This window comes from Microbacterium maritypicum, from assembly GCF_008868125.1.
Lineage (GTDB): Bacteria > Actinomycetota > Actinomycetes > Actinomycetales > Microbacteriaceae > Microbacterium > Microbacterium maritypicum.
The window spans coordinates 212,291-225,153 of record NZ_WAAQ01000003.1; the positions used below are offsets into that span (position 1 = coordinate 212,291).

The window sequence follows — 12,863 nt, forward strand, 5'->3', positions numbered from 1 at the left end:
GCCGGCATGGTCTTCGAAGGCTCGAGCGTCGCGATCTCCCACACCGGGAAGGTCCGCTCCAACAACCAGGATTCCGGTTACTCCGGAGCGAACCTCTTCGTCGTCGCCGATGGCATGGGCGGCCACGCCGGTGGTGACGTCGCCTCGAGCATCGCGATCCAGCGTCTGGAGCCCCTCGACCAGCCGTATGCGTCGACGGAAGACGCGCAAGCCTCACTGCAGGCCGCGGCCACCACGGCAGCGGGCGACCTCATCCGTGCCGCGAAGGATCGACCGGAGCTCGCCGGTCTCGGAACCACCGTCAGCGCGATCATCATGGTCGACGAGTACGCGGTCATCGGCCACATCGGCGACTCGCGCATCTACCTCTACCGCGACGACGCCCTGACGCAGATCACCGCCGACCACACCTTCGTGCAGCGCCTGGTCGACTCGGGCCGCATCACCCCGGAAGAGGCGCGCTACCACCCCCGCCGCTCCGTGCTCATGCGCGTGCTCAGCGACATGGACTCCGACCCCGAGCTCGACATGTTCGTCATGCACACGCAACCCGGCGACCGCTGGCTGCTCTGCTCCGACGGACTCTCCGGCGTGGTCGACGAACCCCACATCCTCAAGGCCATGCAGCTCGGCCTCGCTCCGGGACGCACCGCCGACAACCTCCTCAAGCAGGCGCTCGACGGCGGAGCGCCCGACAACGTCACGATCGTCCTGGTCGACGTCGGCGGTCAGCACCCGATCCACTCGGGCACGCCCACGATCGTGGGCTCGGCCTCGAACCCCGACGGCGTGTACGTACCCCCGGTGCGCCCTCCCCGCGGCAACTGGCTGCACCCGGTGCGCCAGGCCGCGAACGAGCCGAGCCACTTCGAGCCGGCCCCCGAGTACCTCGAGGAGCTCATCGAAGAGGATCGTCGTCGTGCCAAGCGCCGTCGACTCGGTTGGATCGCCGGTGCTCTCGTGGTGATCGCGATGCTGGGCGTGACCGCCTTCGCCGCGTACAGCTGGACCCAGACGCGCTACTTCATCGGCGCCGACGAGGACAGCGTGGTGATCTTCCAGGGCGTGCAGCAGAACATCGGACCGATCACGCTGTCGACCCCGATCCAGGACACCGACATCCTCCTTGCGAACCTGCCGCCGTACCAGCGGGCATCGGTCGAGCGCACCATCACCGCGCGCTCCCTCTCCGACGCGATGGCGATCGTGGACCGGCTCAAAGCGGGTGCCGACGCGAACACGATCGAGACCCCGCTGCCCACGCCCATGCCGACACCTGTCGACACCCCCGAAGGCGGTGAGGGATGAGCACCGACGTCGCGGCCGACACCAGTGTCATCAAGGCCCTCAAGCGCATCCGGATGCCGCAGAACCAACGCAACCGCGAGTTCTGGCTGCTGCTGTTCGCGTGCGCGATCAGCGGCGCCGCCCTGACGCTCGTGCAGCTGGGCGCACTCGGCGTGATCGACCCGATGATCCTGGCGATCGGTGGCGGCCTCGCCGCGCTCGCCTTCACCCTGCACATCGTGCTGCGCTTCGTCGCGTCAGACGCCGACCCGTTCGTCGTGCCCATCGCGACCCTGCTCACCGGCCTCGGAATCGCGATGATCTATCGGATCGACATCGCTTTCAAGAACACCGGCTGGAACGCCTACTCGACCAAGCAGCTCGCGTGGACCGCGATCTCGCTCGCGGGTGCGATCGCGGTGGTCATCCTGCTGCGCAACTACCGCATCCTGTTCCGGTACACCTACATCTTCGGCCTCGCCGGAATCCTGCTCCTGCTGCTGCCGTTCGTGCCCGGCCTGCGCATCCCGGACGCGAACGCGGCGGTCTGGGTGTCGCTCGGCGGCGCCTTCGCCTTCCAGCCGGGTGAGCTCGCAAAGATCTGCCTGGCCATCTTCTTCGCCGGCTATCTGGTGCGCACCCGCGAGAGCCTGACCTCCGTCGGCAAGCGCGTGATGGGCATCACCTGGCCCCGCATGCGCGAGCTCGGCCCCGTGCTCGTCGTCTGGCTCATCTCGCTGGGGATCATCGTGTTCCAGCGCGACCTCGGCACGGGAACGCTGATCTTCGGCATGTTCGTCGCGATGCTCTACGTCGCGACGGGCAAGACCAGCTGGGTGCTCATCGGCCTCGCCCTCGTGGTCGCCGGTGTCGCCCTCGCGACGCAGATCCTCAGCTATGTGCAGGGCCGCTTCATCAACTGGCTGTTCCTGTTCGATGCCGATCAGGTCGACCCCGACGGCGCCGGCTACCAGCCCATGCAGGGGCTCTTCGGGCTTGCACGCGGTGGACTCATGGGCACCGGCTGGGGCCAGGGCCGCCCGGAGGTCACGCCTCTGGCCCACAGCGACTACATCATCACCAGCCTCGGCGAAGAGCTCGGACTGATCGGGCTGTTCGCGATCCTCTGCCTGTACATGGTGTTCGTCAGCCGCGGCATGCGCATCGGCCTCGCGGGACAGGACGACTTCGGCAAGCTGCTGGCCACCGGGCTCTCGTTCACGATCGCGCTGCAGGTGTTCATCATGGTCGGTGGTGTCACCCGCCTCATCCCGCTGACCGGTCTGACCACACCGTTCCTCGCGGCGGGCGGCTCCTCCCTCGTGGCCAACTGGCTCATCGTGGCGCTGCTGCTGCGCATCTCCGACGGGGTGCGCCGTCAGCCCCGGGTGGTGATCGGCTGACATGACCAAGGAACTCCGCCGTCTCAGCATCATCATGCTGTTCATGTTCATCGCCCTCTTCGCCGCGACCAGCTGGATCCAGGTCGTCGAGGCGGACGCGCTGGCCCAGAACAGCAACAACAAGCGCACCCGGCTCGACAGCTACGAGATCCAGCGAGGGTCGATCATCGTCGACGGTGTCGCGATCGCCAGCTCGGTGCCCAGCGACGACCGGTACCAGTTCCAGCGCGTCTACACCGATGCCCCGATGTGGGAGCCGGTGACCGGGTACTTCAACCCGGCTCTGGGCTCGAGCACCGGCATCGAGAGGGCCATGAACGCCGAGCTCTCCGGCACCGGCTCGAACGCGTTCCTCGGCGAGGTCGAGCGCATCCTCTCCGGCCAGCCGCAGCGCGGCTACAGCGTGGAGCTCTCCCTGAACACCGCGGCGCAGCGGGCTGCCTACGAGGCCCTCGACGGGCTCAAGGGCGCGGTAGTCGCGATGGACCCGAAGACGGGACGCATCCTGGCGATGGTCTCGACGCCGGGTTTCGACGCCAATCTGATGGCGACGCACGACGCGGATGCGGCGAACGCGACGTACGACCAGCTGGTCGCCGATGCGAACAAGCCGCTGTCCAACCGGGCGATCGCGGGCGATCTGAACCCTCCCGGTTCGACGTTCAAGGTCGTCGTCGCGGCCGCTGCCTACGCGACAGGCAACTGGACTCCCGACTCGACGCTGCCGAACCCGATCTCCTACACCCTGCCCGGTTCGACGAACCGCGTCTCCAACGCCTGGGGCGGCACCTGCGGCCCCGGCGAGACGGTCACCATCGCCGAGGCGATCAGGCTCAGCTGCAACATCCCGATGGCCGAGCTCGCCGTGGAGCTCGGCGACGACACCATCCGCGAGATGGCGGACAAGCTCGGTTTCAACCAGACGTTCGACACGCCGTTGACCTCGACGGCCTCGAGCTACCCGCGCGCCCTCGATGACGCCCAGACCGCGCTGACCGGATTCGGCCAGGGCAAGGTCACCGCGACCCCGCTGCAGATGGCCATGGTCTCTGCCGGACTCGCAAACGACGGCGTCGTGATGAACCCGCGCATGGTCGACGCCGTGATCGGGAACGACCTCTCCGTCATCAAGGCGTTCCAGGACAGCGAGTTCGGACGGGCGATGGAGGCCGACGTGGCGAACAACGTGACCGCGGCCATGGTCGCGAGCGTCGCTACGGGCGCGGCCCAGGGTGCAAGAATAGACGGGATCGACGTGGCCGGTAAGACGGGCACCGCAGAGAACGGAAACAGGCCGCATACGTTGTGGTTCACCGGCTTCGCGCCGGCGAACGACCCCGCGGTCGCAGTAGCGGTCGTCGTCGAAGACGGCGGCGGACAGGGACAATCAGGTAGCGGCGACACCATCGCCGCTCCGATTGCGAAGAAGGTCATAGAGGCGGTGCTGGGCAGATGAGGCCGACGCAGGGTGTGTCGTTCGGTGGTCGTTACGAGCTGCAGTCGCGTATCGCGATCGGTGGCATGGGCGAGGTGTGGGAAGCGACGGATCACGTCATCGGACGTACCGTCGCCATCAAGATCCTCAAGGACGAGTACATGGGGGACCCCGGGTTCCTCGAGCGTTTCCGGGCCGAGGCCCGTCACGCCGCTCTCGTGAACCATGAGGGCATCGCCAGCGTGTTCGACTACGGCGAGGAGAACGGCAGCGCCTACCTCGTGATGGAGCTGGTGCCCGGCGAGGCGCTCTCGACCGTGCTCGAGCGCGACGGCGCGCTGAGCGCCGACAAGACGCTCGACATCGTGGCCCAGACGGCTTCCGCTCTGCAGGCGGCTCACGCCGCCGGCCTCGTGCACCGCGACATCAAGCCGGGCAACCTGCTGATCACGCCCGACGGCCGCGTCAAGATCACCGACTTCGGTATCGCCCGCATCGCCGACCAGGTGCCGCTCACCGCGACCGGTCAGGTCATGGGCACCGTGCAGTACCTCTCGCCCGAACAGGCATCAGGACACCCGGCATCGCCCGCGACCGACACCTACTCGCTGGGCATCGTCGCGTACGAGTGCCTGGCAGGCAAGCGTCCGTTCACCGGCGAGTCGCAGGTGGCGATCGCGATGGCGCAGATCAACGAGCAGCCGCCGCCTCTGCCCCCCACCGTTCCGATCCCGGTGCAGAACCTGGTCATGGCCATGATCGCCAAGAAGCCCAGTGACCGTCCGTCGTCATCGGCGACGGTGGCACGCGCGGCCCAGGCCCTGCGTCGCGGAGATCTGAACTCGGCGGCCATCGCCGTTCCCGCCATCGCGACCGGCGGCATCGCCGGCGGCGACGACGCGACCAGGCTTCTGAACGCTTCCGGCGACGACGGCACCACGCGCATCCTCCCCACCACCGCTCAGCTGCCCACCGAGGACGCTGCGGAAGAGGAGAAGAAGAAGAAGAAGCGCAGCCCGTGGACCTGGCCCCTGATCGCCCTGATCGCGTTGCTGGTCATCGTGCTCGGCGGCACGGTGTGGGCGATGCTGGCGAACCAGGGCAACGGAGACGACGAGCCCTCGGCCTCGCCCACCACCTCGGTTTCTCAGACCCCGACGCCGACTCCCACTCCGACACCCGAGGTGACCCGCGTCGATGTGACCGCGCTGAACCTGAACGGCAAGGACTGCGGGGCGGCCACCGCCACGCTGACCGAGGCCGGCTTCAACAGCGAGATCACCTGCGTCGACGGCGACCCGGCGCCCACCGATGCCGAGGTCGGCACGGTGTACCGCGTCGCGCCCTCCGGCAACGTCGAGACCACCCAGCCGATCACCCTCACGGTCTACGCCGCTCGCGCCGGTCTGCCGACGCCGAGCGATGCCCCGACCATCACCGGCGACCCCGTCGCCGGCTCCACGGTGACGATCTCCTGGGGCACCGGCTTCACCTGCCCCAGCGGCACCACCCTCTCCGGCTACGTCGTCTCGGTACAGAACGGCTCCTTCGTGTCGGGCGGACCGAACTTCCAGCCGACCCAGCGCAACACGCAGGTGAAGATCGCCGACGCCGAGGGCCAGCAGCTCATCGTCACCTACCAGGGCATGTGCTCCGGTGGCGACCAGCGCACCTCGGCCGCATCTCCGCCGCTCTCGGTCACGATCACTGCGGCAGCGAATCCCGGCGATGGGAACACCGGCACCGACGGGTAACCTGTAGTTCAGTTTCAGCAAGAGTAGTTTCCAGGGGGGTCATCCGTGTCCACAGAGCCACGAGTCATCGCGGGCCGGTACCGCGTCGACGAGCTCATCGGGCATGGCGGAATGGCGAAGGTGTACCGCGGGTACGACCTGACGCTCGGGCGCGAGGTCGCGATCAAGGTCCTCGACCCCGAACTGGCGCGTGACACCGCCTTCCGCAACCGATTCCGGCTCGAGGCGCAGGCGGCCTCGCGCATGTCGCATCCGTCGATCGTCCGCGTCTTCGACGCCGGCGACCCGTCGACGAGTGAGATCGGCTCCGATGAGCCGCCGTACATCGTCATGGAGCTCGTCAAAGGCACCCTGCTCAAGGACATCATCTCCGCCGGCCCCGTGCCGGTGGCCGACGCGGTGCGTTACGTCGACGGCATCCTCGAGGCGCTCGACTACTCGCATCGCGCCGGTGTCGTGCACCGCGACATCAAGCCGGGCAACGTGATGGTGACCGACAAGGGTCAGGTCAAGGTGATGGACTTCGGGATCGCCCGAGCCGTCTCCGACTCGTCGTCGACCGTGGCGGAGACCACCCAGATCATCGGGACCGCCGCCTACTTCTCGCCGGAGCAGGCGAAGGGCGAGCCCGTCGACGCTCGAGCCGACCTCTACTCCACCGGTGTCGTCCTGTACGAGTTGCTGACGGGCCGCCAGCCCTTCCGGGGCGAGTCACCGGTGGCCGTCGCCTACCAGCACGTCAGCGAGACCCCCGTTCCTCCGACCGAGGTGAACGAGGAAGCTCCCCGCACCCTCGACCCGATCGTGCTCCGCGCGCTCGCGAAGGACCCGTACCAGCGATACCCGGATGCCGCGCACTTCCGCGCGGCCTTGGATTCCGCCATGACGGGAAACGCTCCGACCCGCAAGGAACTCGGAGCGCTGACCAGCGAGCTCTACGGCGCGAGCCCGCGGCAGGCGCAGGAGACCGCGCGGTCGCTGCGTCAGCTCAGCACCGACACGACCATGACCAGAACCCAGTCCGGTCCGCCGGTCGCGTGGATCTGGGCGGGCGTGGCTCTGCTCGCCGTGCTGCTCGCCTCCGTGCTGTTCTGGGTCGTCACGATCAGCATGCGGCCCCCTGAGGTGTCGAGCAGCTCACGGATCATCCCGAACCTCGTCAACGTCTCGTCGGAACGCGCGCAGGACGACCTCGCAGGGCTCGACCTCTCGTCGAAGATCGTGATCGAGACGAGCTCCGAGGTCGCCGAAGGCAACGTGATCCGCACCGACCCCGAAGCGGGCGTCTCGGTGGAGGAGGGATCCACGGTCACGCTGTACGTCTCCGCGGGCGAAGAGACCGTGGTCATGCCCAAGATCGAGGGCATGGCGCTCAGCGATGCCACGAACGCGCTGAAGGCGGCGGGGCTCGAGCTCGGCACCGTCATCCAACGCAACGACAAGGCCCTGGCGGCGAACACCGTCATCTCCGCCAGCGAGAAGGCCGAGACCGAACTGGATCCGGGAACCGTCATCAACCTGGTCGTGGCCAGCGGCAAGGTGACGCTGACCGACCTCGTCGGCTGGACCGTCGATGCCGCCACGACCAACCTCGGCGATCTCGGTCTGGTCGCCGTGCCGGCCGAGACGGCGGAGTGCCCGGCCACACAGCCGACGACCGTCCACTCGATGTCGGTGGCTCCGGGTGACGTTCCCGTCGGCTCGTCGGTGCAGATCTTCTTCTGCACCGGATAGCGGTCGCAGGTCGGGGAGCCGACCCCGCCGTCACCTCGACAGCGGGTGCAGGTCCTCTGCGCGCGCCACGGCGTTCACGTCACCGCACAGCTCCAGCCAGTTCGCCAGGAGCCGGTAGCCTCCCTCGGTGAGCACGCTCTCCGGATGGAACTGCACGCCCCACAGCGGCAGGTCACGGTGCGCCAGGGCCATCACCGTGCCGTTCTCGCTCCAGGCGGTCACGATGACATCGGGGGGCAGGTCGGACGCTGCGAGTGCCAGCGAGTGATAGCGACCCGCGTCGAACGGAGAGGGGATGCCGTCGAACAGCGGGGAGCCGTCGTGCGTGACCGCCGACACCATGCCGTGCATGAGCTCCGGTGCGGCGATCACCGGTGCCCCGAAGGCCTCACCGATCGTCTGATGCCCGAGGCACACACCGAGGGTCGGTATGCGCAGCCGCGTGGCGATGCGCACCGCGTCGAGCGAGGCACCGGCGTCGGCCGGGGTGCCCGGCCCGGGTGAGAGCATCACCGCGTCGTATGCGGGGAGCATGTGCTCGAGCTGTGCGGCGTCGGTGGCGTCGGACTCGATCATCACGGTCTCGGCGCCGAGCTCGCTCAGGTATCCAACCAGGGTGTGCACGAAGCTGTCGTGGTTGTCGACCACGAGCACTCGCGTCATTCGACGTCGACCTCGCCCGGAGCGATGATCGGGCTCACCCAGGGGAAGACGTACCAGAACAGTCCGTAGAGCACGGCGGCGATGACGACCACGAGGATGAGCACACGCAGCCACCACGGACCGGGCAGCAGGCGCCAGATTGCGGCGTACATCAGTCTTCTCCCTTGTCGACGTCCACGATCACACCGATGGTGCGGCCGGCGGGGGCGGCGGGTCGGTCAGAGCGGTCGGCGGGCCCTCAGCGCGCGGCTGGAAGCTCTCGAAGACCCCGTAGGCGACGATGCGCTCGGCGAGGGAGTAGAGCGGGGAGCAGGCGGTGAGGGTGATGTACTGCTCTCCGGTCTGCTGCTCCGGCATCTGCGGCACATCCGCGAGCACGTCCGTCTGCGTGGGCTTCACGTATTCGAGGGTGCGGAAGCGGTAGGTGTACCAGCCGTCGGGCGTCTCCACGACGATGGCGTCGCCGAGCTGCAGCTTGTCGAGCTGGTTGAACGGCTTGCCCCAGGTGGTGCGGTGTCCGGCGAGAGAGAAGTTGCCGACCTCGCCGGGCATCTTCGAGTTCGTGTAGACCCCGATGCCCTGCTGATCCAGGGTGCGTGCGCGGCTCGTGCCCCCGAAGATCCCGAAGTTGTAGTCCGCGCCGAATCGAGGGATGTGCATCTGTCCGAACCACTGGGCATCGGCCGGAGCTGCGGGCACCGGCGGGACGTATGTGGTGACACCGTCTTCACCCTCGACGACCGGCGGGAGCTCTGGTGCCTCGGCCTGTGCGAGGGCTTGCGAGACAGCGGCCCCCTCATCGTTCTTCTGGGCGCTGATGATGATGTCGCCGATCCACATCTGCCAGGCCACGAAGAGGAGGACCACCACGCCGGCGGTGAGGAGGAGCTCGCCGAGTACACTCGCGAACGTCGCGCGAGAGCGTGGTCGCTGCCGCCGCGGACGTCGCCCCCCAGGCACGACGGATGCAGTCATGCGGTGATCATATCCGGGAACGCTGGGCGGACGCCGAGGCCTCCCCGTCTGTGCGGGCATATGTGCCTCGGCGGAGGACAGCTCTGATGGGTACAATGACGGAATGGCACGTGACCGCAAGACTGAAGAACCCGCCGTCGAGCGCGCCGAAGGCGAGGCCGCTCCCAACGCCGTGTGGTTCAAGCCGGTGATGATCGGCTTCATGCTGCTGGGCCTCGTGTGGATCCTGGTCTTCTACATCTCCGGCATGCAGTACCCGATCCCGGGTCTGTCGAACTGGAACCTGGCCATCGGCCTCGGCATCGCGCTGATCGGCTTCCTCATGACCACCCGCTGGCGCTGACCCTCCCCCCTTCTTCCAGAAAGGCCCTCTCGCATCGCGAGAGGGCCTTTCTCATACCTGGAGCGAAAGTTATCCACAGGTCCATCCACAGCCTGGGGAGAATTACACCGGTGTTATTCACAGGGGTTAACAACCCTGTTAACAACTCGGGATCAGGACAAAAGGATGAGCGGCGGCACGAACGCCACGACGACGATCAACAGGACGACCACCCCGGACAGCAGCACGATCTGCAGGGTGCGCTGTTCTCGGCGCTTCGTCTTGACGTAGATGAAGGCGACGAGGGCCCCGACGATGGCTCCGCCCAAGTGGGCTTGCCATGAGATGCCTCCGGCAAAGAAGCCGAAGGCGAAGTTGATGCCGAGGATGACGAGGATCCCGGTGACGTTCGCGCCGATGTGGCGGCCGATGATCAGCAGAGAAGCCAGGAGTCCGAAGATCGCCCCGGAGGCTCCCACGGTCCACGAACCCGGCGCGAGGATGGCGACCATCACCGATCCCCCGAGACCGCTGATCAGATACAGAGCGAGGTACCGGGTGCGGCCGAGCATGGGCTCAAGGCTCTGACCCAGCATCCACAGGGCGAGCATGTTGAGCGCCAGGTGGATGAAGCTCCCGTGCACGAGCAGCACGGTGAGAAGACGCCAGGGCTCGAAGGGCACGGCGAAGAGATTCGGGTACAGGAACGGGGCGAAGAATCCCAGAGCCTGAATGATCGGTTCCTTGAACCCCGGGATCAACTGAACCAGGCCGATGAACGAGGTGACCGCGAGCAGCGCGTAGGTCACGACCGGCTTGCCGCCGCGGGTCATCGCCATGGTGGCGCCGCCGCCGCGCCAGCGTCGTGCCGCCTTCTTCTGCGCGGGAGTGCGGTTCTTGCGATCGGCGCTCATGCACTCCGGGCAGATGACGCCCACGGGCGCCTGTGTCTGGCACTCGGGGCAGATGGTGCGCATGCACCGCTGGCAGAGCACGAAGCTCTGCCGATCCGGATGCCGGTAGCAGAAGTTGTCGCGATTGCTCGTGAACTCAGGCGTGGTCATCCGGATCGGCCGCAGCTGTCGTCAGGCCGCGACGATGTCGATCGACTGCAGCACGACCGGCTCGACGGGGCGGTCGCCCGCACCGGTCTGCACAGCGCCGATCGCGTCGACGACGGCCTTGGAGGCGTCATCGGCGACCTCGCCGAAGATCGTGTGCTTGCCCTGCAGCCACGGGGTCGGGTCGGTCGTGATGAAGAACTGCGACCCGTTGGTGCCCTCGGGCTTGCCCGTGATGGCGTTGCGACGCAGGCCCGCGTTGGCCATCGCGAGGATGTAGGGCTCGTTGAAGTTGAGCTCCATGTTGATCTCGTCGTCGAAGTTGTAGCCGGGTCCGCCGACGCCCTGTCCGAGCGGGTCGCCGCCCTGGATCATGAAGTTCGGGATGATGCGGTGGAAGATGACGTCCTTGTAGAGAGGTCCCTCGCCGGGCTTGCCGGTGGCGGGATCGGTCCACTCCTGGGTGCCGTCGGCCAGGCCGACGAAGTTCTTGACCGTCTTCGGGGCGTGGTCACCGAAGAGGTTGATGACGATGTCACCGTGGTTGGTGTGCAGGGTTGCGACATGAGAAGCGTGAGCCATGTCAACATTCTCGCAGAGCTTCCGGTGAGTTGGCCGTGGTGACTACCCCTGTTCGGTCGAAGAAGCAAGGGGCGGGCGATTCCCGCCCGGCTTCCAGCCTCTCGTGGCAAGATGGGGAACCCGTACTCCAATGGACAGGAGAGCATCGTGAGCCTCAGCCGCAAGCGGAAGAAGGAACTGCGTCGTCTTCAGAACGACGCGAACCAGCTCTGGGAGAACCAGCAGGTGCTCGTCGGTCACGCCGCCGATGTCGCCCGTGAGGCCGGCCGTCAGCTCGGCAACCTCAATCGTGAGCAGGTCGTGCCGGTCATCCAGGACACGTACAACCGCCGTGTCGCCCCGGTCGTCGACCGCGGCGTGAAGATCGGCAAGCACGTCGTCGACGACAAGTTCGTGCCGATCGTGGGCGGAGTGGTCGGTACTGCTCTCACCGCGTGGGACGTCGCCAACGCCAAGCGCCACGGCGTCGCCGTGAAGGTGCGCAAGGCGACCGCGCCGCAGAAGTCGGGCCCGGGCCTGGGCTCCATCATCGCGATCATCCTCGGTGCTGCCGCGGCGGTCGGTGTGCTCTACGCCGCATGGCAGACGCTGCGCGCGGACGATGAGCTCTGGGTCGCGGACGACCCGCTCGCCGCACCCGACGCGTGAAGCCGTCTGACCCCGCCTCCGTCGCCCCTGGTGACGGAGGCGATCAGCATGCCCGGGTGAAGGAGGCGGCCGCGGCCCGGGGACTCGAGATCGAGATCCGCGAACGACCCGCCGCTGGCAGCCTCTTCGAGGCAGCAGAACTGCTCGGCATCCCGGCGTCGGGCATCGTGAAGACCCTCGTCGTGAAGCGGTCGGATGACACCTTCCTGTTCGCGCTCGTGCCGGGTGGTCGATCGATCTCGTGGCCCAAGCTGCGTGCTCTGGTCGGTGTGAACAAGCTGCGCCTGCCCGAGCCCGAGTTGGCGCTCGCGGCGACCGGCTACGAACGGGGAACCATCGTCCCGATCGGCAGCACCACGGATTGGCCGATCTACGCCGACGAGTCGATCGTCGGTGAGCGGATCGCCCTGGGCGCGGGTGCCCACGGGTACAGCCTGTTCGTCGAGGCGGACGACCTGATCGCCGCGTACGGCGCCATCGTCGCCGACATCTCGGTGCCCGAAGAGCGCTGATCCTCATCGCCGCGTTCGCGGCACGAGCGCCGCACGTCGACAGAGGGCCGGTCAGAGGATGCCGGCCATCCTCAGCGCGATGTCGACCAGTTTGACGCGCTGCAGCTCCGCGACCGTCTTCAGGGGGAACCACTCGGCCATGTCGGTCGAACCGCCGGTCTCGAACCGGAGCTTGCCGCCCGTCACCTCGGCGCGATACACGATGCGCAGGGTATGCAACGGATCCGCGGCCTTCTGCACGCGACGACCGGCGGGGATCACCCGGGAATGGATACCGAGCAGTTCGCCGACCTTGACCGTGTAGCCGGTCTCCTCGCGAAGCTCGCGACGCACCGCGTCCTCCGGCGATTCACCGGCCTCCAGCCCGCCGCCCGGCATCGTCCACGCTACGCGGCGGCCCTCGGTCCAGCGCGCGAGCAGCAACCGCCCGTCGTCATCGGTGACGACCGCGTACGCCGCGACACGCAGGTCCATGGATCACACACTA

At 67.5% G+C, this 12,863-nt stretch carries 14 protein-coding genes; 8 read left to right on the forward strand and 6 right to left on the reverse strand.

The window, feature by feature from the left end; translation table 11 throughout:
* Positions 1–6 precede the first annotated feature (6 nt).
* The 5 genes from F6W70_RS16705 to pknB are packed head-to-tail and all read left to right on the forward strand — an operon-like array spanning position 7 to position 7,613.
* Positions 7–1,308, forward strand: coding sequence for a PP2C family protein-serine/threonine phosphatase (locus F6W70_RS16705; protein ID WP_017829948.1), 1,302 nt, complete (start codon positions 7–9; stop codon positions 1,306–1,308).
* Positions 1,305–2,690, forward strand: coding sequence for an FtsW/RodA/SpoVE family cell cycle protein (locus tag F6W70_RS16710; protein ID WP_151487385.1), 1,386 nt, complete (start codon positions 1,305–1,307; stop codon positions 2,688–2,690). Before F6W70_RS16705 ends, F6W70_RS16710 begins: the two co-directional genes overlap by 4 nt.
* Before the next feature lies 1 nt (position 2,691).
* Positions 2,692–4,146: a peptidoglycan D,D-transpeptidase FtsI family protein gene (locus F6W70_RS16715; protein ID WP_055871591.1), complete on the forward strand. Its 1,455-nt coding sequence runs from the start codon at positions 2,692–2,694 to the stop codon at positions 4,144–4,146.
* Positions 4,143–5,879: a protein kinase domain-containing protein gene (locus F6W70_RS16720; RefSeq protein ID WP_318278935.1), complete on the forward strand. Its 1,737-nt coding sequence runs from the start codon at positions 4,143–4,145 to the stop codon at positions 5,877–5,879. The genes F6W70_RS16715 and F6W70_RS16720 overlap by 4 nt, the downstream gene beginning before the upstream one ends.
* Before the next feature lie 45 nt (positions 5,880–5,924).
* Positions 5,925–7,613, forward strand: coding sequence for a Stk1 family PASTA domain-containing Ser/Thr kinase (gene pknB, locus F6W70_RS16725; RefSeq protein ID WP_151487386.1), 1,689 nt, complete (start codon positions 5,925–5,927; stop codon positions 7,611–7,613).
* 30 nt (positions 7,614–7,643) lie between these two features.
* Here the strand turns inward: pknB and F6W70_RS16730 are convergent, their stop codons facing one another.
* The 3 genes from F6W70_RS16730 to F6W70_RS16735 are packed head-to-tail and all read right to left on the reverse strand — an operon-like array spanning position 7,644 to position 9,251.
* The gene (locus tag F6W70_RS16730; RefSeq protein ID WP_151487387.1) at positions 7,644–8,276 is read right to left on the reverse strand and encodes an anthranilate synthase component II; all 633 of its coding nucleotides are present in this window, start codon (positions 8,274–8,276) and stop codon (positions 7,644–7,646) included.
* Positions 8,273–8,428, reverse strand: a complete 156-nt coding sequence (locus F6W70_RS17895) for a hypothetical protein (RefSeq protein ID WP_017829942.1) — start codon at positions 8,426–8,428, stop codon at positions 8,273–8,275. The genes F6W70_RS16730 and F6W70_RS17895 overlap by 4 nt, the downstream gene beginning before the upstream one ends.
* Before the next feature lie 28 nt (positions 8,429–8,456).
* Entirely contained in the window at positions 8,457–9,251 is a 795-nt protein-coding gene (locus F6W70_RS16735) for a class E sortase (protein ID WP_055871585.1), read from the reverse strand.
* A 103-nt stretch (positions 9,252–9,354) separates the two neighbouring features.
* Here F6W70_RS16735 and F6W70_RS16740 point away from each other — a divergent pair, with 103 nt between their 5' ends.
* Positions 9,355–9,594 (forward strand): cell division protein CrgA, encoded by a 240-nt coding sequence (locus F6W70_RS16740; protein WP_017829940.1) that lies wholly within the window; start codon positions 9,355–9,357, stop codon positions 9,592–9,594.
* Between the two features lie 152 nt (positions 9,595–9,746).
* Here the strand turns inward: F6W70_RS16740 and F6W70_RS16745 are convergent, their stop codons facing one another.
* Together F6W70_RS16745 and F6W70_RS16750 are read right to left on the reverse strand one after the other, a co-directional pair.
* Complete coding sequence (locus tag F6W70_RS16745; RefSeq protein ID WP_151487388.1) at positions 9,747–10,637, reverse strand: rhomboid family intramembrane serine protease; 891 nt, start codon at positions 10,635–10,637, stop codon at positions 9,747–9,749.
* 21 nt (positions 10,638–10,658) lie between these two features.
* The gene (locus F6W70_RS16750; RefSeq protein WP_021201367.1) at positions 10,659–11,216 is read right to left on the reverse strand and encodes a peptidylprolyl isomerase; all 558 of its coding nucleotides are present in this window, start codon (positions 11,214–11,216) and stop codon (positions 10,659–10,661) included.
* A gap of 147 nt (positions 11,217–11,363) precedes the next feature.
* Between F6W70_RS16750 and F6W70_RS16755 the strand changes: the two genes are divergently transcribed.
* Positions 11,364–11,864 carry a hypothetical protein gene (locus F6W70_RS16755; protein ID WP_055871970.1) on the forward strand — a complete coding sequence of 167 codons (501 nt, stop codon included), beginning with the start codon at positions 11,364–11,366 and terminating at the stop codon, positions 11,862–11,864.
* A gap of 56 nt (positions 11,865–11,920) precedes the next feature.
* A complete protein-coding gene (locus F6W70_RS16760) occupies positions 11,921–12,376 on the forward strand; it encodes an aminoacyl-tRNA deacylase (protein ID WP_318278936.1) in 456 nt (151 codons plus the stop codon).
* 51 nt (positions 12,377–12,427) lie between these two features.
* Here the strand turns inward: F6W70_RS16760 and F6W70_RS16765 are convergent, their stop codons facing one another.
* Positions 12,428–12,850: an NUDIX hydrolase gene (locus F6W70_RS16765; RefSeq protein WP_055871579.1), complete on the reverse strand. Its 423-nt coding sequence runs from the start codon at positions 12,848–12,850 to the stop codon at positions 12,428–12,430.
* Positions 12,851–12,863: the final 13 nt, after the last annotated feature.